Consider the following 22,768-nt stretch of genomic DNA (forward strand, 5'->3'; position numbering starts at 1 on the left):
ACTCTGGATCGAATGACGCCCGATCCCTCCCGGAGGCATGCCCCGGACCCGCCGCTCGCCCGCTTCCTCTCCCATGAGCGCGCCTTCCACGACACCTGCCGGGCCGCCCTCGCCGCGATGGTCGACGGTGCCGAGGAGCAGGTCGTCACCGGTGAGGACGTCTCCGCCTCCGGCGCCGACGCCGAGGTGCTCGGGTATGTGCTGCGCAGTCAGGCGAAGGAGCTGCGGGAGCTGCCCCAAGGGCCTCTGTTCTTCGGCCGGTTGGACTTCGAGGACGCGCGTGCGGCGGCCGGCGACCATGCCGGGCAGAGCTATCACATCGGGCGGCTGCGGATCAGGGAGCACCCCGCCGCCCCGCCCCTCGTCGTCGACTGGCGCGCCCCGGTCTCGCGCGCCTTCTACCAGGCGAGCGTCCGCGACCCCCAGGGCGTAGCCGTCCGCCGCCGCTTCGGCTGGGCCCCCGGCAGCCGGGTTGACTCCGGCGACCTCACGGGCCTGGAGGACGAGCACATCGGGGCGGACCGGATCGGGGCGGAGCCCACCGGGGCCCCCGGTGCCGGAGGCGCGGGCATCGAGGGTCGGAGCATCGACGGCGAGAGCGGGAGCGGGGGTGACGGCGAGGGGCATGGGCACGGCGGCGGGGCTGCCGGGGGTTCGGCCGGCTACGGCGGTCCGGCTGCCTACGGCGGTTCGATCCTCGCCGGGGAGATCGAGCGCCCCCGTGTCGGACCGATGCGTGACATCGCCGCCACCATCCAGCCCGAGCAGGACGATCTGGTACGAGGTGATCTCGCGGCCTCGGTCTGTGTGCAGGGCGCCCCGGGCACCGGCAAGACGGCCGTCGGCCTGCACCGGGCCGCCTACCTCCTCTACACGCACCCGCAGCGCATCCGCCGCGGTGGCCTGCTGATCCTCGGCCCCAACCGCACGTTCCTGTCGTACATCGCGGAGGTGCTGCCCGCTCTCGGGGAGACGGGTGTGCGGCAGTCGACGATCGCGGAGGAGATCGCCGGCCACCCGGTGACCGGCGAGGACGACGAGTGTGCCGCGGTCGTCAAGCACGACGCCCGGATGGCGGAGGTGCTGCGCCGGGCGCTGTACGGGCACATCGGCGTACCGGCCGAACCCGTCGCCGTGCCGGACGGGACGTACCGCTGGCGCGTCCCCGTCGGCGTGCTGCGCGGCATCGTGGACGGCGTACGCGCGGAGGAACCGCCGTACGCCGTCGGGCGGGAGCGGGTGCGGACACGGGTGGTGCGGTACGTGCGGGAGCGGGCAGAGCTGCGGGCCGGGCCGCAGACGAACGCCTGGGCGCAGCGGATCTCGCGGGCCCGGCCGGTCGGCGCGTACGTCGACGCGGTGTGGCCCCGGGTGCGACCCGAGGAACTGCTCACCCGGCTCCTGACCGACGCGGACGCGTTGGCGCGCGTGGCCGAGGGGATCCTCGACGCCGACGAGCGGAAGGCGGTCCTGTGGACGAAGCCGCCGCGTTCGTGGAAGTCGGCGCGGTGGTCGGCCGCCGATCTCGTCCTCCTCGACGAGATCGCCGGGCTGATCGAACACCCCGAGGGATACGGCCACTTGGTGATCGACGAAGCGCAGGATCTTTCGCCGATGGAGTGCCGGGTGATCGCGCGGCGGGCTTCTTTCGGTTCGCTGACCGTGCTCGGCGACCTGGCGCAGGGCACGACTCCCTGGGCGGCCCGGGAGTGGGACGAACTCCTGGTCCACCTCGGCAAACCGGAGGCCGACGTCGTCCCCCTGACGACCGGATTCCGGGTGCCCGAGGTCATCGTCGAACTCGCCAACCGGGTGCTGGACCGCCTCGGGGTGGGCGTTCCTCCGGCTCGGTCCCTCCGCAGGGACGGCGCGTTGACGATCCGGCCGACCTCCGACCCCTCGGCCGAGGCCGTCGCGGCCGTGCGGGAGGCACTCGAACACGAGGGGTCCATCGGCGTCATCACCGCCGACACGGATGTCGTACGGGTACGAGAGGCGCTCGGCGCCGCCGGGATCAGCGCGGCCGGAGCCGACGAACCGGGCGCCCGGGTCGCGGTGCTGCCCGCGAGCCTCGCCAAGGGGCTGGAGTACGACCATGTCGTGGCCGTGGAACCGGCCGCGATCGCGGAGGCGGAGTCCCGCGGGCTGCACCGCCTCTACGTGGTGCTGACCCGGGCGGTGTCCCGCCTGGACGTGATCCACGCACGACCCCTGCCCTGGTGATCCCTGCCCTCGTGACCCCGGCGGTTCACCAGGACAGGGGGCGGCCGTCGCGGAAGAAGCCCCCGGTGGGGCCGTCGTCCGGAAGGGTGGCCGCCCAGACGACGCGCGCGGCGCCCTCCTCGACGGGTCGGCCGCCCGGCCCGCCCATGTCGGTCGCGACCCAGCCCGGACAGACCGCGTTCACCAGAATCCCGTCGGAACGCAGTTCGGCGGCGAACATCCTGGTCAGGGCGTTGAGAGCCGCCTTCGACGCCGAGTAGGCCGGGGTTCCGCCGCCCATGCCGGCGAGGGACGCGGCCTCGCTGGAGACGTTCACGATCCGCGGGTGCCCGCTCGCGCGCAGCAGCGGGAGCAGCGCCTGGGTCAGCCGCCAGGGCCCGTACAGATTGGTCTCGGCCGCCTGGCGTACGACGTCCAGGTCGGCGGTCGTGGCGCGCTGCCAGGTGTCGTACGTGATCGCCGCGTTGTTGATCAGAACGTCGAGGGCGTCGATGTCCCGGGCCGCCGCGGCGATGTCCGCCTCGGAGGTGACGTCGAGGCGGAGCGGGCGGACATCGGGCAGTCCGATGGCCCCGGGCGCGTCGGCGGCGGCCTCCGCGGACCGGGCCGTCAGATACACGGTGTGGCCCGCGACGGCCAGCAGCCGGGCGACCTCGTGGCCGATACCGCGGTTGGCGCCGGTGACGAGCGCGATCACCGGGTCGCTCCGGCGGGGTCCAGGAGTGGGATCAACTGCTCTTCCTCATACGTCAGATGGGCTTCGAGCTCGCTCGTGAGGCGGTCCACCTCGGAGAGTACGCGGCCGGCGTCCGCGTCCTCGGCAGCGACGACCCGGCGCAGCTCGTCGAGGAGTTCGGCGATCCGCTCGTGCTCGTGACGCAGCCGGTCGAGGACGGGCGCCGCTTCGGGACGGTGGCCGGCGAGCATCGGGAAGATGCCCAGTTCCTCGCCGGTGTGGTGGTTGTGCAGGCCCTGGCAGAGCGTGAGGCAGTTGACGCGGAGCTGGGCGCCGAGGGACGCCGTGCCCTGTTCCGTCACCTCCTTGCGGATCAGGACGAGTTCGCGCCGGAAGGCGTCGTGGACGACCTTCAGAGCCTCGGCCATGGAGCCGGCGTTGATGTCGGGCGGGCCGTCCTTGGGGAGCGCGCGCAGGGCGACGACGGGGATGACGCGGTCCGTCTTCGCCTGGTACTCCGCCCACCCCGGGTCGGCCTCCACCGCACGGGCGAAGACACGGTCGCGCTCGGCGCGTTCGAGGACGACGGCCTCCGCCTCGTACCTGAACACGCCGTCCTCGACGGTCACCCGCGGATGCGCGACGAGGTTGCGGAACCAGTCGGGATGCCGGGGGGCGCCACCGGCCGACGCGATGACGAGCACCCGCTCGCCCCCGTCGGGGTAGTAGCCGACGGGGGTCGTGTGCGGGGTCCCCGTCCGTGCCCCGACGGTTGTCAGCAGAATCAGCCGCGCTCCCTCGAAATAACCGCCGACGCGCCCGCCATTGGCGCGGAATTCCTCGATGACCTGCTCATTGAAAGGGTTGGGCATTCTCTTCCTTTTTCTGTTTTCGGGCAGGGTGAATTACCGCGGGGTGAATGCGGTCCGCGGTGTGTCAGGTGCTCGGTGGATTGCGCGATCGCGCGCGGGCCTGTGTCCCGTACGAGGGGTACGCAGAGGGGAACGCCTACGGGCGTGGGGTCCGTACGAGCTCGCAGGGGGCGCGCACAGGCAGCGCGCGCAGGATGCGCGCAGGGAAAGGCGTACGAGAAGAGAACTCGTACGAAGGAAGGGAACGGGGGGCGGCGCTCTGGCCCGCCCCGGCCTCACTCGGAGGCCGGGTACCCGATTCGCTCACGGCACAGGGCCGACCCGGCAGTCATGAACGTCACCGTAATGCCTCTCCGCCGCGCAAGGCAATACCGATTTCCGTAAGGGCTGCCGAATCGGCGACTGTGCCGGTGTTCCCTGGTGTTCCCTGGCGTTCCGTGTTTCAGGCGTCGAGAGCCGCGACTTCGATGCGGCGCAGTTCGTCCGGTTCGGCGATGACCTTGATCTCGGTGATGAGGCCGTCGTCCGTGACGGCGAAGGTGAGAACCAGGCTGAGCCGGCCGAAGGGGGCCATGACGAGCCCGACCGTGCCGTCCAGAAGTGCGGGGCTGGTGAAGCGGGCGCGGCCGGTGGCGGCCATCGCGCTCCCGGCGACCGTGGCCGCGCCGCCGAACACGACCGGTTCGGGGGTCGGGATGACGGACCGGTCGGCGTGCAGGACGACATCGGGATGCAGGAGGGCGACCAGCGCCTCGAAGTCTCCGCCGCGGGTGGCGGCCAGGAACGCGTCGACCACGCGGCGCCGACGGGCCAGATCGGCCTCCGGCAGGGGAGAGGCGCCCTTCACGCGGCGACGGGCGCGGCTCGCGAGCTGTCGTACCGCCGCGGGAGACCGTTCGAGCAGCGGGCCGATCTCGTCGAACGGCACGGTGAACAGGTCGTGCAGCACGAAGGCGAGCCGCTCGGCCGGGGTGAGGGTGTCGAGGACGACCAGCAGCGCCACTCCGACCGAATCGGCGAGCACCGCCTCCTCTTCGGGGTCGCCGCCGCTCCCGGGGCCGACGGGCCGGTCGGCGGTCCGCGGGTCGAGAGGCTCCTCGCGCCGGCGTTCCCGCGTACGGAGCATGTTCAGACACACCCGCGCCACGATCGTGGTCAGCCAGCCGGCGAGGTTGCCGACGGCGTCGATGTCCGCCTGGGCGGCCCGCAGCCACGCTTCCTGGACGGCGTCATCGGCCTCGCTCACCGAGCCGAGCATCCGGTAGGCGACCGCCCGCAGATGCGGCCGATGCTCCTCAAAACGCTCGGCCGGCCACGCGCTCTCGGTCACCGTGTCACATTCCCTTCACCCGTGGTGTCAGTGAAGTAGAACATCGGAACCCGCTGACGGGGCCCGGGTTTTCACACCCCCGGCCCCCACCACCTTGGGAGCAGCCATGACGACCAGCTCGGTGAACCCGTCCGACCGGTCCACTCCGTCCACCCCGTCGACGATCCTGGTCACCGGCGGTACGGGCACGCTCGGAAGCCTCGTCGTCCCGCTGTTGCGCGAGGCCGGTCACGACGTGCGTGTCCTGAGCCGGCACGGCCGGGGGACCGTCGACGGTGTCGCGCACGTGGCCGTCGACCTCCTCGAGGGCGACGGCATCGAGGCCGCTCTGACCGGCGTCGGAACCGTCCTGCATCTCGCGGGCGGCCCCAAGGGCGATGACATCGCGACCCGCAACCTCGTGCGGGCCGCCCAGGACGCGGACGTACGGCACTTCGTCTACATCTCCGTCATCGGCGCGGACCGTGTCCCGCTGGCCTGGCTCAGGTCCAAGCTGGACGCCGAGCGCACCATCGCCGGGTCGGGGCTGCCGTGGACGACGCTGCGGGCGGCCCAGTTCAACGAGTTGGTCCTGAAGACGGTGGCCACGATGGCGAAGCTGCCGGTGTTCCCGGCGCCGGGCGGCCTGCGGCTTCAGCCGGTCGACGCGCGCGATGTGGCGGCCCGCATCACGGAACTCGCGCTCGGCGGCCCGTCCGGCCTGGTCCCCGACCTCGCCGGACCCGAGGTCCACACCCTCACCGAACTCGCCGACGGCTACGCCGGGGCCCGCGGCAAGCGGCGCCGTCCGGCACTGCCGGTCCGGATCCCGGGCAAGGCGGGACGCGCTTACCGGGCGGGCGACAACCTCGCGCGGGCCGGGGCGCAGACAGGAAAGCGGACGTGGGAGGACTTCCTGGCGGAGCGGGTGGGTCAGGGAACGCCGGTCGCGTCGGCGGGGGGCCGTGACGCCGGGTAGAGGGCGCTCACGCGCGGCCGCCTGGCCCGCGGCGGGCGGACGAACAGCAAAGGCAAGGAGGTCAGCCGCTCCTTGCCACTCTCAACGTATAGCGCGCCGGGGGGCTTGCGGCAAGGCCCGGGTCGTGCCGCAGAATCGTCGATCTGGGTCAGAACCTGCGGAAACAGCGATACGCGAGGTACGTGCGCTGTTGTCGGCGTTCGCGTCACGCGCGGACGTCGAACCGTCGGTGGGACGCGCGGAGCGGGCCGGCCCCAACGCACCATCGTCATATGGGGGTTCTCGTGATGGACGTGATCGTGGTCGGCGGCGGGCCGACCGGTTTGATGCTGGCGAGCGAGCTGCGGCTGCACGGCGTGCACGTGGTCGTGCTGGAGAGGCTGACCGAGCCGACCAAGGAGACCCGCGGGCGCGGCCTGCACGCGCGCAGCGTCGAGGTGATGGACCAGCGGGGGCTGCTGGACCGGTTCCTCGCGGTCAGTGAGAAGTTCCAGGTCGGCGGCTTCTTCGGCGGCATCATGAAGCCCTGGCCGGACCGGTTGGACACCGCGCACCCGTACGGCCTCTCCACCCTGCAGCCGGTCACCGAGCGGCTGCTCCACGAACGTGCCGTCGAACTCGGTGCCGAGATCCGGCGTGGCTGTGAAGTGGTCGGGCTGAGCCAGGACGGGGCCGGGGTGAGCGTCGAGCTGGCGGACGGGACACGGCTGCGCTCGCGCTACCTCGTCGGGTGCGACGGCGGCCGCAGCGTGGTGCGCAAGCTGCTCGGTGTCGCATTCCCCGGCGAACCCGCCACGGTCGAGACGCTGCTGGGCGACATGGAGATGACCGAGGATCCGGCGAGGGTCGAGGCCGTCGTCGCGGAAGTCCGCAGGACCCATCTGCGGTTCGGCACGATCGCCAACGGGGACGGGACGCATCGCGTCATCGTGCCCGCCGACGGCGTGTCCGAGGACCGGGCGACCGCCCCGACCCTCGAGGAGTTCAGGCAGCGGCTGCGGGCGGTCGCGGGTACCGACTTCGGCGTGCACTCCCCGCGCTGGCTGTCCCGGTTCGGCGACGCCACCCGGCAGGCCGAGCGTTACCGGGTGGACCGGGTGATGCTGGCCGGCGACGCGGCGCACATCCACCCGCCGACCGGTGGGCAGGGGCTCAACCTCGGCGTGCAGGACGCGTTCAACCTCGGCTGGAAGCTGGCCGCCGCCGTCGACGGCTGGGCGCCGGAGGGTCTCCTCGACAGCTACCACGCCGAACGGCACCCGGTGGGAGCCCGCGTGCTGGACAACACCCGCGCGCAGATCACGCTGCTGGGGACCGACGCGGGTGCGGTCGCGCTGCGGGAGCTGTTCTCGAAGCTGATGGACTTCGAGGAGGTGAACCGGTACGTGACCGGGATGATCACGGCGGTCGACGTCCGCTACGACGTCGGACAGGAAGGCGACGAGGGCGACGAGGGCGACGCGTCCGCCGGCCACGCGCTGCTGGGCCGGCGGATGCGGGACGTGAAGCTGAAGCAGGGCCGCCTGTACGAGCTGATGCACGACGGGCGCGGACTGCTGCTCGACCGGACCGGGAGCCTCTCGGTGGCGGGCTGGACGGACCGGGTCGACCACGTCGTCGACGTCAGTGAGGAACAGGACGTACCCGCGGTCCTGCTGCGGCCGGACGGTCACGTCGTCTGGACCGGCGAGGACCAGCAGGACCTGCTCGGCCGGCTGCCCCGGTGGTTCGGCGCCCCCACCGACTGAGCGCGCGGCCGTGGCCGTCCTGTGTCAGGCAGGCCCGGGCATCATGTCGCTTCGGCACCCGTGAAGTCGTACACGCCCCAGTCGGCGAGCGTGCGATAGCCGAGGCGCTGGTAGAGGGCGTTGCTGGTGGGGTTGGACAGGTCCGCGAACAGCACGATCTCCCTCGCGCCCGCGGCCAGGGCGGCCCGGCTCACCTCCGCCGTCACGGCGGCCGCGTAACCGCGACCGCGCAGCCGGGCCGGGGTGTAGACGATGTCCACCTGGATCTGGCCGCCGATCGACGGGTTCATGCCCGCGACGGAGACGGGGGTGCCGTCCGGGGTCTCCCACAGTGTGTAGCGCTTGTCGGCGAAGCGGGTGCCGGCCCAGGAGCCGGCGTCCAGGGAGACGACCTCCCCGACCGCCTCGGCGAACTCACCGCACCAGAACATGACTTCCTCGAGGTCCTGCTCGCCCAGGACGCGGCTCCGGCCCGCCGGTGGCGGCTCCGGCGGGGTCAGCGTGCCGAGGCGGTACAGACGGAGCCGCGTGTCGCGGAGTTCCGGCGTCGCGCCGGTGTGCCGCTGCCAGGCCCCGGCGAAAGCGGTGGCCGTGCTGTGGTCCGCGCTGACGGAGGGAAGGGAGTACCCGAGAGCGGCCAGGCGGGCGGCGAGGGAGTCGGCCTGCTCGGGCGTGAGCGGGGAGAGGCCCAAACCGCGGGGCGGGAGGCGGTAGAAGGTGGCGTGGACTTCGCCCGCTCGCTCCAGCACGCCGAAGACGGGGGCTTCGTCGCCGAACGCCTCCGCACCACGCGCTCGCACTCTCTCGGCCCAGGTCAGCTGCATGACGTGCCGGCCGGGCCGAGAGCGCAGGAAGTCTCCGGCTCGGGCGAGAAAAACGTCGACGTCTTCGGTGAGGCTCCAGTCATCCGGTCGCATGCCTCATGATTTCCCACGCTGTGGAAATGGCAGACGGTTTTCCGTCAGGGCGAGGAAGCAGACGGTGGGCCTCAGGGCCGGGCCGGGCTCAGCCCCGCGTCCAGGTTCGGCCGCCGGGTCCGAACGGAGACGGGAGGTGCCAGGTGAAGGGTCCCGGCGCGAGGCACGAGACCCTGTACCGCCTCCGGCGCCCGGTCCTCAGGCGGGGCGCTTGGCCATGACGACCAGCCCCGGCCCGCTCTGCTCGTCCGCGGGGAGCCGAAGTTCGGCGACCGGGTGCAGTCCAGCCTGCTCGATCAGGTCCACGAGCTGTTCCGGCCGCCATTTGTGCGTCGTCCAGCGCACGGGTACACCTCCGTAGGCCTCGGTGCGCACCGCGTCTTCGTCGCCGACGTGCGTCGCGGTGATGAAGTGGCCGCCCGGCTTCAGCGCGCGGGCGAACAGGGCGAGGACCTGAGGAAGGACGTCGCGAGGGAGGTTGAACAGTGACCACCATCCGAGCACGCCGCCGAGGGACGCTTCTCCAAGGCTGAGGTCGGTGGCGGAAGCGACGCTGAAGCGGCATTGCGGATGAAGGCGGCGCGCGTTTTCGATCATGCGGGGTGAGAGGTCGACCCCGGACACGTCGAGTCCGCGTTCGGCGAGGTAGGCGGTCACCGTGCCGGGCCCGCAGCCGACGTCGAGGACCGGCCCGAGGCCGCTCACCGTGTCGGCGAAGGCGTCGATCGATGCCTTGAGCCAGGGATGTTTACGGATGTCGCCGAATCCCGTCGTCAGCACCATGTGGGCGTAGTTGTCGGCCACCCGGTCATAGGACTCACGGACCACGTCGAGATCGGCTGGGCGGTCGACAGGGTGTGCGCGCATCAGCCAACAATAGGACGACGGGTTCGCCGGGTCAGCGGGTTCGAACGACTCGGTCGAGCAGCCAGGGCACCGCACCGCGGGTCGCGCCGGAAGGTCGCGGGCGGGCCGGGAAGGGACCGTCGCGGAGCGGCCCGGAGGGGCGCGCGGAGTGGCGTGACACACTTTTGCAAGCAGGTGCTTGCAAAAGTTAGCGACGGTGCGGCAAGGTGGGGGCATGGCATCGCTCAACGTCGGCAACCTTGGTGAGTATCTGCGGGAACAGCGGCGCAGCGCGCAGCTGTCGCTGCGGCAGCTCGCCGACGCCGCCGGGGTGTCCAATCCGTATCTGAGCCAGATCGAGCGCGGGCTGCGCAAGCCGAGCGCGGAGGTGCTCCAGCAGGTCGCCAAGGCGCTGCGGATCTCCGCCGAGACGCTGTATGTGCGGGCCGGCATTCTCGACGCCGAGCGGGACCGGGACGAGGTGGAGACGCGTGCCGTCATCCTTGCCGATCCCACGCTGAACGAGCGGCAGAAGCAGGTGCTGCTCCAGATCTACGAGTCCTTCCGCAAGGAGAACGGATTCGAGATCGCGCCGGCGGACGAGAACGCTCACGGCGTCGAGGTGCCCGGGACCGAAGAAGGTCGCGGCGCCGACGTATCCGTGGCTCAGGACATACCGGGCGCCCAGCCTTCACAGGACACCGCCGTCCGCGGCCCCCGCACGGCCGACGGCAGCGATGCCGGTCCGCAGCAGACCGCGAGTTGACCGCATGCGGATCACAAAACCCTCAGCTGAAAGCGATCACGGGAGGACCATCGCCATGGCCATCACCGACGACATCCGCAAGGCCGCCACGGACCCGACCCCGCTCTACTTCCTGGCCGGCACCGCCGACCTGGCCGTTCAGCAGGCGAAGAAGGTCCCCGGCATCGTGGAGCAGATCCGTGCCGAGGCTCCGGCGCGCATCGACACCGTGAAGAACATCGACCCGAACGCCGTCCAGGAGAAGGCCACCGCCCGCGCCAAGGTGGCGCAGGAGAGCCTGCAGACCAAGGTGACGGAAATCCTCAGCACCCTCGACACCGACCTGAAGAAGCTCGGTGAGTCCGCCCAGGACTTCGCCCTGCGCGGTGTCGGCGTCGCCGCCGAGTACGCCGTCAAGGCCCGGGAGACGTACGAGAAGGTCGCCGAGCACGGCGAGCAGACCGTACGGACCTGGCGCGGCGAGGCCGCCGAGGAGATCGAGGAGCTCGCCATCGCCGTCGAGCCGAAGACCGAGACGGTCGAGGTCAAGGAAGAGGAGAAGCCGGCGGCCGCCGCCGAGTCCGCTTCCTCCAAGAAGGCCCCGGCGAAGAAGGCCCCGGCCCGCAAGCCGGTCGCCAAGAAGACGACTCCGCCCGCGAAGTAGGCGAGCGGCGGCAAGACAACTCCGCCTTACGCGGACGGGCCGGGCACTCTCCGAGTTCCCGGCCCGTTCTCCGGGTACGGTGGCCGTAGAGACGACTCGACCCGGGCGGTGGGCATTGTGCTGATGACGGCATTCGGCGGCCTGATGTGGCTGATCTTCACAGCCATGCTGGTGCTTGCCGTGGTGGCGCTGGTGATGGCCGCGGTGGCCCGCGAGGACGCCTACCGCGCCGCCGGCAAGCAGAACAAGGTGTTCTGGCTGATCATCCTCGGCATCACGGTGGCTGTGAACCTCCTCGTGCCGATGCTCTTCCTGCAGATCGCGGGCCTGGTCGCCACGATCGTCTTCTTCGTCGACGTCCGCCCCGCGCTGCGCCAGGTCTCCGGCGGCGGCCGTGGCCGCCGCGGCGGAAGCAGCAGCGACGGCCCGTACGGCCCGTACAACGGCGGCAGGTAAGCCACCCCACCGCCGGGCGACGAGGACCCGGGGGAACCGGCGTTCACACGACCTGGGATGTACCGGCACGGCCCCGACCCGCAGGCAGGCGCCCGCACCCGGAACGCCGGCGCGAGCGAACCCGGCCCGGGACCGGGACCGAATGCGCTACGGCGTCCGGTCCAGCAGCAGTACTGCCACGTCGTCCGCCAGCTCCCCGCCGTTGAGTTCGCGCACCTCGTTCACCGCCGCGCGCAGCAACTCCTCGCCCTGGAGCCCCTGGGCGAGCTGACGGCGGACCATCTCCACCATGCCGTCCTGGCCCAGGCGTTCCTTGCCCACGCCCGTGTGGCCCTCGATCAGGCCGTCGGTGTAGAGCATCAGGCTCCACTCGGCACCCAGTTCCACCTGCATGCGCGGCCAGCGGGCGTTCGGGAGCAGACCGAGCGCGGGGCCGTTGTTCTCGTACGGCAGCAGTTTCGCGGGCCGGCCCGGGCGGGCGATCAGCGGCGACGGGTGACCGGCGAGGCAGAGCCCCGCGCGACGGCCGTCCGGCGCGATGTCCACCGTGCACAGCGTCGCGAAGATCTCGTCGTTCTCGCGCTCGTGCTCCAAAACCTGCTGCAGCGTGGACAGGAGTTCGTCGCCGCACAGGCCCGCGAACGTCAGCGCGCGCCAGGCGATGCGCAGTTCCACACCGAGCGCCGCCTCGTCGGGCCCGTGCCCGCAGACGTCGCCGATCATCGCGTGCACCGTGCCGTCGGCCGTGCGCACGGTGTCGTAGAAGTCGCCGCCGAGCAGGGCGCGGGAGCGGCCCGGACGGTAGCGCGCGGCGAACCGCAGCGGGGAGCCCTCCAGGAGCGGGGTCGGCAGCAGACCGCGCTCCAGACGGGCGTTCTCCTGGGCGCGCAGCTTGGACTCGGTGAGTCGTCGCTCGGCCTTGTCGGAACGTTTCCGCTCCACCGCGTACCGGATCGCGCGGCTCAGCAGCCGGCTGTCCAGCTCGTCGCGGAAGAGATAGTCCTGGGCGCCGACGCGCACCGCCTCCGCACCGCGTTCGGCGTCGCCGGACGCGGTGAGCGCGAGGACGGCGTGCCCGGGCGCCAGCCGCAGCACGTGCTTGAGCGTCGCCAGCTCGTCGGCGCTGTCCGCCGCCCGGCCCGGCGCGGGCAGCGCGAGGTCGAGCAGGATGCAGTGGACGTCGTCGGTGAGCAGCCGCTCGGCCTCGGTGAGGTTGCGGGCGGTACGGATCCGGATGGGCTTGCCGGCCGCGTCGAGCATTTCGGGCACGCCGAGCGAACCCGCCGGGTCGTCTTCGATGACCAGGAGAGTCAGATTGGTGGTGCTCGGGACAGGGGCCGTGGCACGAGGTTCCGGTGCTGCCCCGGCGGGGCCGCCGGTGGTGTCTCCGGATGGGCCGCCGGGTGAGAACACGGCTCGAGCCTGACCACTTTCCACGGCCGGGATCGCTCTCTGCCGCGGTACGGGTACGGGCATCGTCTGGGTTCCTTCCCTCCCCCCGAGGGCGTGGTGGGCGAAGGACCTCGACCCACCGACGGGGACCATAGCGCCCGCCGGTGCCGCAGCGGAATGGCGTACGGCGCGGCGTCCGGCGAAGCGCCACCGTCATATGCCGCATCCCGTAACGCATTTGGACAGGACGCGCTTCTGTCAGGGATGACGAAGGTCACGTCCCCGAGGTTGCGCGGGCGGGGCAACCGTGCGGTGTGTCACGTGCGGTGCGTCACGCGCACGGCGCCGCGCGCCCCACTCGCGTGCAGGCGAGAGGAGCCGGCGCAGCACGCCGGTCCCGTGCGCGGGCGTGAGGAGTCGACGCAGCACGCCGGGCCCGTGCGCAGGCCGGGGGAGCCCCGCCGTGTCCCACCTGCACCTGGGCATCACTTGGCCCGTGGGCAGGCCAGGGGGAGGTGCGGCGCGCTGTACCTGTACCTGTACCTGTACCTGCGCATCACCTCGGCCCGCGCACGGGCGGGAGCGGTAGCCCCCGCCCGTCATCCGGGGCCTTACGCGTCCGGCCGCACGACACCCAGGATCTGCATCGAACCCGCCCCCGCGATCGTCACCGTCCGTCCGGGGCGAGGAGCGTGCACGACCGCGCCGTCTCCTATGTACATCCCGACATGGCTGGCGTCGTCGAAGTAGATGATCAGGTCGCCGGGGCGCATGTCCTTGACGTCGACGTGCTTGAGCTGCTTCCACTGCTCCTGCGAGGTGCGGGGGATGGGGTGGCCGGCGGACGCCCAGGCCTGTGAGGTGAGCCCCGAGCAGTCGAACGTCTTCGGACCCTCCGCGCCCCACTCGTACGGCTTGCCGATCTGGTCGGTCGCGTACTTCACGGCCTCCCTGCCCTGTTCGGACGCCTCGCTCTTGATGTCCGCGAGGACACCGGAGCTCAGCCAGACCGACTGCGCCTGGTGCGCGGCCTCTTCCTCCAGCTTCGCCAGCCGCTCCTTCTCCTTACGCTCCAGCTGGGACTCCAGCTTCTTGGCGTCGGAGATCCGCTGCTTGATCTTCTTCTTGGCCCCGGCCTTGGCCTTGCGGTTGGCCTCCAGCTTCCGCCACTGCGCGGAGGCGTCCTTCTCGTACTGCTCCAAGTCCTGCTGGGTGCGCGTCATCTCGCCCAGCAGCCCCTTGGTGGCGTGCTCGCCCTGCCGTACGCGTCCCGCGCCGTCGAGGAACTCCTGCGGGTCGTCGCTCAGCCACAGCCGCGCCCCGGGCGGCAGCCCGCCTCCCCGGTACTGCGCGCGGGCCGCGGCACCCGCGCGGTCCTGCAACTTGTCCAGCTTCGCCTGGCCCTTGACGATCTCCCGGGCCAGGTCGACGATCTCGGCGGACTGCTTCTGGGCCTTCTCCTCGGCGGCGTTGTACGCGTCCGTGGCGACCGCCGCGTCGTGGTAGAGCTTCTCGAGCTTCTTGCGGACCGCTTCAAGGTCCTTGTTGCTCACAGGCTTCGGGGTCGCCGTGGGGGTTCTGGTCGGCGCCGGTGTCGGTGTCGGGCTCGCGTAGGCCACCCCTGGTGTCGCCAGCACCACGCAGGCACATGCGCAGGCCAGGGCCATGGCCGCCGTGGTCAGACTCCGCTTGCCGGATCCCATTACTCCGCCCCCAAACTGATTTACCGTCAGTAACTTACGGCGCCTCGGGGGATCGTGCCATGTCGACGCGCAATGCGACAGAGTCGGGCAAGAACTCCCTCCTCCGGCCTTCGGGCCGGGCATGAACTCCCTTCCCCCGGGCCCGCTCCGGCATGACGATCTCGCCCCCCGGCGTGTGTGACGTGTGACTCATCGAGATCGTTCCCTGCGGTGCGCGCGCACGCGCCGCCAGATCCCGCCCCCCCTGGTCGGTCGGGTCCGGCGCTTCCCCGGGCCGACCGCTGTCGTGGTCGGTCAGGTGCGCGGGGCCAACGCCTCCCAGCGCACCGTCACTTCGCCCTGGCGCCAGCGGGTGATCCCGTCCGTGACCGGCCAGTCGGCCGTCAGGTCGCGGACCGTGCGTATCCAGCGCTGCCGGGCGCCGTACGCGGCGTACGGCGCGGCTGCCGCCCAGGCGCGGTCGAAGTCGCGCAGGAAGGCGTGCACGGGCTCGCCCGGGACATTGCGGTGGATGAGGGCCTTCGGCAGCCGCTCGGCCAGGTCGGACGGGCGGTCGAGCGAGCCGAGGCGGGTGGCGAAGGTGACCGTGCGCGGGCCTTCCGGGCCGAGGGCCACCCAGACGTGCCGGCGGCCGATCTCGTCGCAGGTCCCTTCGACGAGCAGTCCGCCCCGGGAGTCGTGACCCGCCGGGGCGAGCCGCGCGCGCAGCCGCTGCCAGACCTCGGCGACCTGCTCCTCGTCGTACTGGCGCAGCACGTTCGCCGCGCGGATCAGGTGCGGCCGGCCCGGCACCGGGACCTCGAAGCCGCCGTGCCGGAAGGCGAGGCCCTCGCGTTCGTACGGGCGGGCGGCGGCGACCCGGGCCGGTTCGATCTCGATGCCGAAGACGCGGGTGCGGGGAGCGGTGGTGCGCAGGCGGGTCAGCAGCTCGACCGCGGTCCACGGCGCCGCGCCGTAACCGAGGTCGATCGCCACCGGCTCCGGCGTCCTGCGGAGTTGGGCGCCGTGCACCGCCGCGATCCAGCGGTCCATGCGGCGCAGACGGTTGGGATTCGTCGTCCCGCGCGTCACCGTACCCACGATGGGGGTGCCACCGCTCGAGCGAAGCCGAGAGTGGGCGAGGGACGCCGCGCGGGTTGTCATGCGTACGAGAGTAGGCGGCCCCGCCGGGCACCGGTGAGCCTGTGGACAACCGCCGGCCGGCCCCGATGTCGCTGTGGAAAACCTGGTGGGCAGGGAGGCAGACGCACCTGGATGTCGAACGGTTGAGCGACCAGCGGTAATGATTCGGCAAAGAGGAAATGGAGCGGAGGGCTCCGGCGTTCCATCACCTGGAGGGCGTGACACGTCCTCCGAAAGGCATGCCCGCAGCGAGGAGGAACGCCACGTGAGCCAGTACGTCAGCAGGCTCGGGCGTCGCTCACCGGCGGCCCCCTCACGGCTCAGGCTGCACCGCAGGCCCCGTCGCGTCGCGATGCTCTCCGTGCACACCTCGCCCCTGCACCAGCCCGGTACGGGCGACGCGGGCGGGATGAACGTCTACATCGTGGAACTCGCCCAGCGGCTCGCCGCGATCAACATCGAGGTCGAGATCTTCACGCGGGCCACCACCGCCGCACTCCCGCCGGCCGTCGAGCTGGCCCCGGGCGTCCTCGTCCGGCACGTCGACGCGGGCCCCTACGAAGGCCTCGCCAAGGAAGACCTGCCCGCCCAGCTCTGCGCGTTCACGCACGGCGTCATGCAGGCCTGGGCGGGTCACCGCCCCGGCTACTACGACCTCGTGCACTCGCACTACTGGCTCTCCGGCCACGTCGGCTGGCTGGCCGCCGAGCGCTGGGGCGCGCCCCTGGTGCACGCGATGCACACCATGGCCAAGGTCAAGAACGCGGCGCTGGCCGAGGGCGACACCCCCGAGCCCGCCGCCCGTGTCATCGGCGAGACCCAGATCGTGCGCGCCGCGGACCGCCTGATCGCGAACACCGCGGAGGAGGCCGACGAACTCGTCCGCCATTACGAGGCCGAGGCCGGCAAGGTCGCCGTCGTCCACCCGGGCGTCAACCTCGACCGCTTCCGTCCCGCGGACGGCCGCGCCGCCGCCCGTGCCCGGCTCGGCCTCCCGCAGGACGCCCTGATCCCCCTCTTCGCGGGCCGCATACAGCCCCTGAAGGCCCCGGACGTGCTGCTGCGCGCGGTCGCCGTGCTGCTCGACGAGCGACCGGAGCTGCGCCGCAGGATCGTCGTCCCCGTGGTGGGCGGTCCGAGCGGCAGCGGGCTCGCCAAGCCGGAGGGGCTCCAGAAGCTGGCCGCGCGGCTGGGCATCGCCGATGTCGTACGGTTCCGGCCGCCCGTCGGGCAGGAACAGCTGGCCGACTGGTTCCGGGCCGCGTCCGTGCTGGTCATGCCCTCGTACAGCGAGTCGTTCGGACTGGTCGCCATCGAGGCGCAGGCGGCCGGTACGCCCGTCCTCGCGGCCGAGGTCGGTGGCCTGCCGGTGGCCGTCCGCCACCAGGAGACCGGCTTCCTCGTCCCCGGCCACCATCCCGCCGACTACGCGCGCGTGCTGCGCGATTTCGCCGACGACGAGACGCTCGCGGCCCGGATGGGTGCCGCCGCGGCGCGCCACGCGGAGCAGTTCGGCTGGGACACCGCGGCCGCCGCGACGGCGGACGTGTACACGGCGGCGACGCAGGACCACCGGCGCCGGGTGCGGGCACGTCACGCCTGACACCGGTCACGTACGCTCCCCTCATGGCTGACGCAGCGTCGATCATCGAGCAGGTCCTCACCGAGGCCGAGCTGGAGTGGGAGAGCCCCGGGGCGGGTTCGTACGTCGTGAAACTGCCCGGCACCCGCAAGCTCTCGACGACGGTCTCGCTGATCGTCGGCCGCCATTCGCTGTCGCTGAACGCGTTCGTGATCCGCCACCCCGACGAGAACCACGAAGCCGTCCACCGCTGGCTTCTGGAGCGCAATCTCAAGCTCTACGGCGTCGCCTACGCGGTCGACCCCCTGGGGGACGTGTACCTGGTCGGCAAGCTTCCGCTGACCGCCGTCACCCCCGAGGAGGTGGACCGTCTCCTCGGCTCCGTCCTCGAAGCCGCCGACGGCTCCTTCAACACCCTCCTGGAACTCGGTTTCGCCTCGGCGATCCGCAAGGAGTACGCCTGGCGGGTGTCTCGCGGTGAGTCGACGCGCAATCTGGACGCGTTCACGCATCTGACCCAGCGTCCTGCCAACTGATTCTCGCCCCCCATTGTTCAGGCATTGCGCGACCCCTTCCGTGTCGGGGGTCCTCGTGGCATGCTCACCGCCGACGCAGATCTGAACGTCGTTCACATCCATGAAGAACGTGAGAGTCGCATGGAAGGGCGGACGGGCATGACCACCAACAGGCACGGACACGCGGGGATCACCAGACGGGCCCTGCTCGGCAGCGCCACGGCCGTGGCGGCCGTCGCCGTGACCGGCACCGCGACAGCTCCGGCCGCCGCCTCGCCGGGGGCCACGGCGGCAGCACCACCACCCGGTCGGGGGACGGCCGCCGCGTCATCCGGGGGTGCGCCCGGCGCCCTCGCCCGGTCCGGCGAAGTCCCGGCACTCTGGCGCGAGTTCACCCGCTCCCCCTTCACCCACCCGCAGATCCCGTACGTCGGAAGGGCCGGCTCGCACCGCGGGGCCGCGCGCCTGCCCCGCCGCCCCGTCGTGACCGACATCCGTGACCACGGTCCCGTCGCCGACGACGGCACCACGGACTGCGCTCCCGCGATCAACCGTGCCATCGCCGCTGCCGGAAGGGCCGGCGGTGGCACGGTCACCATCCCGCCCGGGACGTTCCGCATCGACGACCTGATCCGCGTCGGCCACTCGAACGTGGTCCTCCGGGGCGCCGGCAGCGGCCGTACGACCCTGTACGCGACCAAGAACCTCACCGAGCTGATCGGTGTCTACGGCTCCCGTTACGGCGGCGACAAGTCGTCCTGGTCCTGGGCCGGCGGCCTCATCTGGCTCGCCCCCACGGCCCGTTGGGACTCCCTCGTCGCGGCCGTCAGGGCCAAGGCATGGCCCTTCGAGGGCTGGACCGGCAACACGCGCGACGCCTGGCAGACCCTCACGACGGTCGAGCCCGCACGCCGGGGCTCCTGGACGGTGACCGTCGCGGACGCCTCGAGGCTGCGCCCCGGCGCACTCGTCCTGCTCCGGCTCGCCGACGACGCCGACCACACGTTCCTCGAGCACATGTCGGGCGGCGGACCCGGCCCGAGGCGTACTACTGGGACGACAAGACCAAACTGACCTCGTACGTCCCCTACGAGTGGCCCGTCCGCGTCGCGCGCGTGCGCGGCCGCCGGGTCACCCTCGAACGCCCCCTCCCGCTCGACGTACGCCCCGAGTGGGACCCGCGACTGACCACGCACGCCGAGGAGCTGACCGGCTCCGGCGTGGAGGGGCTCACCCTGGAGGCCGTGGAGACACCGCAGTCCCCGCACCTCCTCGACAAGGGCTACAACGGCGTCGTCCTCCAGTGCGCCTACGACTGCTGGGTGGACGACGTCACGGTCCGCCACGTCGACAACGGCTTCGGGCTCGTCGCCGCCTCCGCCTGCACCCTGCGCCGTACCAGGGTCGCGGGACGCGGCTCGCACCACCCGTACTTCTGCCGCGAGGGCTCGCACGACAACCTGATCGAGGACTTCACCGTCGAGGAGCGCACCGTCCCCGCGCCCGCCGGGACCCAGCTGCACGGCATCAACGTCGAGGGCCTGTCCTCGTACAACGTCTGGTCGCGCGGTGACCTCCGGATGGGCACCTTCGACTCGCACCGCGGGCTGCCGTTCGCCAACGTCCGCACCGACATCACCGTGGACAACGACGGCCGGCACGGCGGCGACGCCTCCGCCGGACCGCTCTTCGGCGCCCGCTTCACCCACTGGAACATCCGGGTCACCAACGGCCGGGCCGGCCTGATGAAGATCGACGGCCTCGCCCCCTACAGCGCCACCGTCGGCCTCAACGAGGTCACCGAGTTCGACCAGATCGACGTTCCCGACTTCACCGGGGACCTGCACTCCCGCCTGGAGCTGTACGGGACGACGGACGCCGTACGGCCGCGCAACCTGTACGAGGCCCAGCGCGACCTCTAGGCCGGACCGTTCGCGACCGTCCCTGGGCCAGGGAGGTTCACGACCGTCCTTACGCCACCGGACAGTTCACGACCGTCCCCGCGGCACCGGACAGTTCACGACCGTCCGTACGCCACCGGCTCGCTCACGACCGTCCGTACGCCACCCGCTCGCTCACGACCGTGCGTACCGCCCCGGAGTCACCCCCACCAACCGCCTGAAATGACGGGTGAGATGGGACTGGTCGTAGAAGCCGGTCGTGATGGCCACCTCGCCCGGCGGCCGCCCGTCGAGCAGCAGCCGGCGGGCGCGGTCCACCCGGCGGGACATCAGGTACTGGTGCGGGGCGATGCCGAACGCGCCGCTGAACGCGCGGACCAGGTGGGCGGGGTGGGCGTGGACGAGCCGTGCGGCCTCGTCGAGGGCGATCCCCTCGACGAGCCGTTCGTCGAGGAGTTCGCGCAGCCGGTGGGCGAGCGGCCGATCGGGGCGAGGGGGCCGCGGGGCCGGGCCGGGGCTCAGCCTGCCGCGCAGCCGCTCCGCGATCAGCGTCAGCCTGCTGTCGGCCTCCAGTTCGTCCCCGGGGTGCGCGAGCGCCGTGTGCAGCTGCCCGACCCGGCGCCGCAGCACGGGATCCACCAGATCGGGCCCGTCCACCGCCGGACCGATGAGGTCGTCGGCCAGGCGCGAGCTGTCGAGGTAGAGGACCCGTTTGCGGAAACCGTGCTCGGTGGCCGGGGCACCGTTGTGCGGGATGTGCGGCGGCAGCAGTGACACCGTGTCGTGCGGGGTGCCGTGCTCATGCCGGTCGAGGTCGTAGCGGACGGCGCCGTCGTCGACGATCAGCAGCGTCCAGGCCTCGTGCACGTGCATCGGGTACGCGTACTCGGTGTAGTGCGCGTGGAAGACCTCGACGACGCCCGGGATGCTCGGGCGCCACGCGGTCATCTCGCGCTGGGGGGCCATGCAAAGAACGTACAAGACCACGACGTCCGCCGGTCGGCAGTCTCTTCGTATGAGCAGCGTGAGCAGCAACAGCCCGTCCGGTGCGAGCGGCATGAGCCCTTCGGACGACGCACCCGTCCGCTTCGACACCAAGATCACCGTCGTCCTGCGCGAGGACCTGGAGCCCTGGCAGCGGCTCAATGTGACCGCCTTCCTCGTCAGCGGCCTGGGGACGGCGGTCTCCGAGGTGATCGGGGAGCCGTACGAGGATGCCGACGGGGTCGCCTACCTCCCGATGTTCCGGCAGCCCGTGCTGGTCTTCGAGGGGTCGAAGGAGACGCTGACCGCCGCCCACGGCCGCGCGCTGTCCCGGGCGCTGCCGCGAGCGGTCTTCACGTCGGACCTGTTCACGACGGGCAACGACCGGGACAACCGCGCGGCCGTACGGGCCGTGCCGAGCGGCGACCTCGATCTGGTGGGAATCGCGGTGTACGGGCCGCGGAACGCGGTCGACAAGGTGGTGAAGGGGGCGCGGATGCATCCCTGAGGGGGCGCGGACGCATGGAGGGGGCCGGGGCGGCCGGGTGTCCGGGGGCGGGTGAATGGCCTGCGCCTGCCTCAGGTGCCCGAGTGCTCCGGGCGCCCCGAGTGCCCCGAGTGCCCCGGGCGGCTGGGGCGGCTGGGGTGGCGTCAGGCGGGCGTGTGCCCGGGCGGCTGGGGTGCCGTCAGGCCGGAGCGGCCTCCGCCTGGGGCGCCGGACCGGCCTCCACCACAGGGCTGATCCTGGTCGCGACCGGGGTGACCTGTACCGCGGAGTCCCGAGCCACCGCCCCGGAGGGCTCCCCCGTCACCGCCCCGGAGGGCTCCCGCGCCACGACCCGGGAGGGCTCCCGTCCGGACTCCCGCACGGACTCCTCCGCCGGAAGCCGCCGCATGAGCAGCCCGTAGCCGAGCCCCGCCGCCGTACCGACCACCGCGCACAGCCCCCAGAGCCAGGCCGCGCCGAAGCGGTCGATGACGACGCCGGACATCACGGGCGCGATGAGCGCGGCCAGTGCCCAGGAGAGGGTGTACATCCCCTGGTAGCGGCCCCGGCCGTGGACGGGGGAGAGGCGGACGACGAGACCGGTCTGCGTCGGCGCGTTGACGATCTCCGCGAGGGTCCACACGCAGACGGTGAGCGTGAAGACCGCCACCGACCCGGCGAAGGCGGTGAGCCCGAACCCGTACCCGGCGAGCACCGACGAGATGACGAGGAGGCGCTTGGGGTCCCGGTGTTCGATGAAACGGCCGACCGGGATCTGGAGCGCGACGATTATGACGCCGTTGACGGCCATGGCCATGCCGTAGTCGGCCGGGGTGAAGCCGGCCCGGCCCATGGCGACCGGCAGCCCGACGGACCCCTGCTGGAAGACGAGGGCGACGAGGAACGACAGCCCGACCACGCTCATGAACCGTCCGTCGCGCAGCACCGTCCCGAGCCCGACCGCGGGTTCCGTGTCCTTGGCGACCTGCACCGGCTTGGACTCCGGGAGCTTCGCGAAGACGACGAGCGCGCAGACGAGAGTCATACCGGCCTCGATGAGGAAGCCCGCGAGGTAGCTGAACTCGGCGATGAAACCGGCGCCCATGGAGGACACGGCGAAACCGAGGTTGACGGCCCAGTAGTTGAGGGAGAAGGCGCGGACGCGGTCCTCGGGCCGGACGATGTCGGCCATCATCGCCTGCACGGCGGGCCGGGAGGCGTTGCTGGCCATGCCGACCAGGAAGGCGACCGAGGCGATGGCCACCGGGTGGTGCATGAAGCCGAGCAGCGCGACCGAGCCGGCCGTCGACACCTGCGCGACGAGCAGCGTGGGCCGCCGGCCGAACCGGTCGGTCATCACTCCGGCGGCGAGCGAGGAGACCACACCGCCGAGGCCGTGCAGGGACGCGACCAGACCGGCGTACGAGGCGGAGTAGCCGCGGTCGAGGGTCAGGTACAGGGCCATGAAGGTGGCCACGAAGGCCCCGAGCCGGTTGACGAGTGTGCTGGTCCACAGCCACCAGAACTCGCGGGGGAGTCCTGAGACGGTCTCCCGGACGGCACGTCTCAGGACGGCGTGTGGCATGGATCCCCTACGGATGTAAGCAGCTCGGGCGGTGATCACAACTTACGAGCGGGCCGCCTCGG

The 22,768-nt window shown here is 71.9% G+C and carries 19 protein-coding genes and 1 pseudogene; 10 read left to right on the plus strand and 10 right to left on the minus strand.

Annotation, left to right across the window (positions count from 1 at the left end):
- Positions 1-12 precede the first annotated feature (12 nt).
- Positions 13-2,223, plus strand: a complete 2,211-nt coding sequence (locus OOK38_RS14990) for an AAA family ATPase (protein WP_266760145.1) — start codon at positions 13-15, stop codon at positions 2,221-2,223.
- A 25-nt stretch (positions 2,224-2,248) separates the two neighbouring features.
- Here OOK38_RS14990 and OOK38_RS14995 read toward each other — a convergent pair whose 3' ends face one another.
- The 3 genes from OOK38_RS14995 to OOK38_RS15005 all read right to left on the minus strand — a co-directional run bounded on the left by OOK38_RS14995 (position 2,249) and on the right by OOK38_RS15005 (position 5,101).
- Positions 2,249-2,920 (minus strand): SDR family NAD(P)-dependent oxidoreductase, encoded by a 672-nt coding sequence (locus OOK38_RS14995; protein ID WP_266760143.1) that lies wholly within the window; start codon positions 2,918-2,920, stop codon positions 2,249-2,251.
- Complete coding sequence (locus tag OOK38_RS15000; RefSeq protein ID WP_266760141.1) at positions 2,917-3,771, minus strand: nitroreductase/quinone reductase family protein; 855 nt, start codon at positions 3,769-3,771, stop codon at positions 2,917-2,919. The genes OOK38_RS14995 and OOK38_RS15000 overlap by 4 nt, the downstream gene beginning before the upstream one ends.
- Positions 3,772-4,213: 442 nt before the next feature.
- The gene (locus OOK38_RS15005; RefSeq protein WP_266848494.1) at positions 4,214-5,101 is read right to left on the minus strand and encodes a sigma-70 family RNA polymerase sigma factor; all 888 of its coding nucleotides are present in this window, start codon (positions 5,099-5,101) and stop codon (positions 4,214-4,216) included.
- 106 nt (positions 5,102-5,207) lie between these two features.
- Here OOK38_RS15005 and OOK38_RS15010 point away from each other — a divergent pair, with 106 nt between their 5' ends.
- Together OOK38_RS15010 and rox are read left to right on the plus strand one after the other, a co-directional pair.
- Positions 5,208-6,059, plus strand: coding sequence for an SDR family oxidoreductase (locus tag OOK38_RS15010; RefSeq protein ID WP_266760137.1), 852 nt, complete (start codon positions 5,208-5,210; stop codon positions 6,057-6,059).
- A 284-nt stretch (positions 6,060-6,343) separates the two neighbouring features.
- Positions 6,344-7,807: a rifampin monooxygenase gene (gene rox / locus OOK38_RS15015; protein WP_266765746.1), complete on the plus strand. Its 1,464-nt coding sequence runs from the start codon at positions 6,344-6,346 to the stop codon at positions 7,805-7,807.
- 41 nt (positions 7,808-7,848) lie between these two features.
- On the opposite strand, the gene OOK38_RS15020 is transcribed toward rox, so the two are convergent.
- On the minus strand, positions 7,849-8,724 hold the full coding sequence (locus OOK38_RS15020; protein WP_266760135.1) for a GNAT family N-acetyltransferase: 876 nt from the start codon (positions 8,722-8,724) through the stop codon (positions 7,849-7,851).
- A 198-nt stretch (positions 8,725-8,922) separates the two neighbouring features.
- Positions 8,923-9,591 (minus strand): class I SAM-dependent methyltransferase, encoded by a 669-nt coding sequence (locus tag OOK38_RS15025; protein ID WP_266760134.1) that lies wholly within the window; start codon positions 9,589-9,591, stop codon positions 8,923-8,925.
- Between the two features lie 214 nt (positions 9,592-9,805).
- Between OOK38_RS15025 and OOK38_RS15030 the strand changes: the two genes are divergently transcribed.
- The 3 genes from OOK38_RS15030 (at position 9,806) to OOK38_RS15040 (ending at position 11,435) form a co-directional block, all read left to right on the plus strand.
- Complete coding sequence (locus OOK38_RS15030) at positions 9,806-10,336, plus strand: helix-turn-helix domain-containing protein (RefSeq protein WP_266760133.1); 531 nt, start codon at positions 9,806-9,808, stop codon at positions 10,334-10,336.
- Positions 10,337-10,391: 55 nt separating this feature from the next.
- On the plus strand, positions 10,392-10,979 hold the full coding sequence (locus tag OOK38_RS15035; RefSeq protein WP_266760123.1) for a hypothetical protein: 588 nt from the start codon (positions 10,392-10,394) through the stop codon (positions 10,977-10,979).
- A gap of 117 nt (positions 10,980-11,096) precedes the next feature.
- The gene (locus tag OOK38_RS15040; protein ID WP_266760121.1) at positions 11,097-11,435 is read left to right on the plus strand and encodes a DUF2516 family protein; all 339 of its coding nucleotides are present in this window, start codon (positions 11,097-11,099) and stop codon (positions 11,433-11,435) included.
- Positions 11,436-11,582: 147 nt separating this feature from the next.
- Here the strand turns inward: OOK38_RS15040 and OOK38_RS15045 are convergent, their stop codons facing one another.
- The 3 genes from OOK38_RS15045 to OOK38_RS15055 all read right to left on the minus strand — a co-directional run bounded on the left by OOK38_RS15045 (position 11,583) and on the right by OOK38_RS15055 (position 15,610).
- Positions 11,583-12,911, minus strand: a complete 1,329-nt coding sequence (locus OOK38_RS15045; protein ID WP_266760119.1) for a PP2C family protein-serine/threonine phosphatase — start codon at positions 12,909-12,911, stop codon at positions 11,583-11,585.
- Positions 12,912-13,438: 527 nt separating this feature from the next.
- Complete coding sequence (locus OOK38_RS15050; RefSeq protein ID WP_266760117.1) at positions 13,439-14,530, minus strand: C40 family peptidase; 1,092 nt, start codon at positions 14,528-14,530, stop codon at positions 13,439-13,441.
- Positions 14,531-14,824: 294 nt separating this feature from the next.
- Positions 14,825-15,610 (minus strand): class I SAM-dependent methyltransferase, encoded by a 786-nt coding sequence (locus OOK38_RS15055; RefSeq protein WP_266765745.1) that lies wholly within the window; start codon positions 15,608-15,610, stop codon positions 14,825-14,827.
- 307 nt (positions 15,611-15,917) lie between these two features.
- On the opposite strand from OOK38_RS15055, the gene mshA reads away from it, so the two are divergent.
- From mshA to OOK38_RS15070, 3 genes and pseudogenes are all read left to right on the plus strand, one after another.
- A complete protein-coding gene (gene mshA, locus OOK38_RS15060; RefSeq protein WP_266760115.1) occupies positions 15,918-17,255 on the plus strand; it encodes a D-inositol-3-phosphate glycosyltransferase in 1,338 nt (445 codons plus the stop codon).
- A 23-nt stretch (positions 17,256-17,278) separates the two neighbouring features.
- On the plus strand, positions 17,279-17,770 hold the full coding sequence (locus OOK38_RS15065; RefSeq protein WP_266760114.1) for a YbjN domain-containing protein: 492 nt from the start codon (positions 17,279-17,281) through the stop codon (positions 17,768-17,770).
- Positions 17,771-17,890: 120 nt separating this feature from the next.
- Positions 17,891-19,671, plus strand: a pseudogene (locus OOK38_RS15070) (glycosyl hydrolase family 28-related protein).
- Between the two features lie 153 nt (positions 19,672-19,824).
- Here the strand turns inward: OOK38_RS15070 and OOK38_RS15075 are convergent.
- Positions 19,825-20,616 carry an AraC family transcriptional regulator gene (locus OOK38_RS15075; RefSeq protein WP_266760112.1) on the minus strand — a complete coding sequence of 264 codons (792 nt, stop codon included), beginning with the start codon at positions 20,614-20,616 and terminating at the stop codon, positions 19,825-19,827.
- A 49-nt stretch (positions 20,617-20,665) separates the two neighbouring features.
- Here OOK38_RS15075 and OOK38_RS15080 point away from each other — a divergent pair, with 49 nt between their 5' ends.
- A complete protein-coding gene (locus OOK38_RS15080) occupies positions 20,666-21,142 on the plus strand; it encodes a DUF2000 domain-containing protein (RefSeq protein WP_266760110.1) in 477 nt (158 codons plus the stop codon).
- 178 nt (positions 21,143-21,320) lie between these two features.
- Here OOK38_RS15080 and OOK38_RS15085 read toward each other — a convergent pair whose 3' ends face one another.
- Positions 21,321-22,706, minus strand: a complete 1,386-nt coding sequence (locus OOK38_RS15085) for an MFS transporter (protein WP_266760108.1) — start codon at positions 22,704-22,706, stop codon at positions 21,321-21,323.
- Between the last annotated feature and the right edge of the window lie 62 nt (positions 22,707-22,768).

It is taken from the genome of Streptomyces sp. NBC_00568 (genome assembly GCF_026341855.1).
Classification (GTDB): Bacteria; Actinomycetota; Actinomycetes; order Streptomycetales; family Streptomycetaceae; genus Streptomyces.

Bases quoted from the DNA above. Each gene is read 5' to 3' on its own strand.
- OOK38_RS15050 (WP_266760117.1), bottom strand. From the start codon at position 14,530: ATGGGATCCGGCAAGCGGAGTCTGACCACGGCGGCCATGGCCCTGGCC.
- OOK38_RS15080 (WP_266760110.1), top strand. From the start codon at position 20,666: ATGAGCAGCGTGAGCAGCAACAGCCCGTCCGGTGCGAGCGGCATGAGC.
- OOK38_RS15045 (WP_266760119.1), bottom strand. From the start codon at position 12,911: ATGCCCGTACCCGTACCGCGGCAGAGAGCGATCCCGGCCGTGGAAAGT.
- OOK38_RS15020 (WP_266760135.1), bottom strand. From the start codon at position 8,724: ATGCGACCGGATGACTGGAGCCTCACCGAAGACGTCGACGTTTTTCTC.
- OOK38_RS15030 (WP_266760133.1), top strand. From the start codon at position 9,806: ATGGCATCGCTCAACGTCGGCAACCTTGGTGAGTATCTGCGGGAACAG.
- OOK38_RS15075 (WP_266760112.1), bottom strand. From the start codon at position 20,616: ATGGCCCCCCAGCGCGAGATGACCGCGTGGCGCCCGAGCATCCCGGGC.
- OOK38_RS15065 (WP_266760114.1), top strand. From the start codon at position 17,279: ATGGCTGACGCAGCGTCGATCATCGAGCAGGTCCTCACCGAGGCCGAG.
- OOK38_RS15035 (WP_266760123.1), top strand. From the start codon at position 10,392: ATGGCCATCACCGACGACATCCGCAAGGCCGCCACGGACCCGACCCCG.
- OOK38_RS14990 (WP_266760145.1), top strand. From the start codon at position 13: ATGACGCCCGATCCCTCCCGGAGGCATGCCCCGGACCCGCCGCTCGCC.
- OOK38_RS15000 (WP_266760141.1), bottom strand. From the start codon at position 3,771: ATGCCCAACCCTTTCAATGAGCAGGTCATCGAGGAATTCCGCGCCAAT.
- OOK38_RS15025 (WP_266760134.1), bottom strand. From the start codon at position 9,591: ATGCGCGCACACCCTGTCGACCGCCCAGCCGATCTCGACGTGGTCCGT.
- OOK38_RS15085 (WP_266760108.1), bottom strand. From the start codon at position 22,706: ATGCCACACGCCGTCCTGAGACGTGCCGTCCGGGAGACCGTCTCAGGA.
- OOK38_RS15010 (WP_266760137.1), top strand. From the start codon at position 5,208: ATGACGACCAGCTCGGTGAACCCGTCCGACCGGTCCACTCCGTCCACC.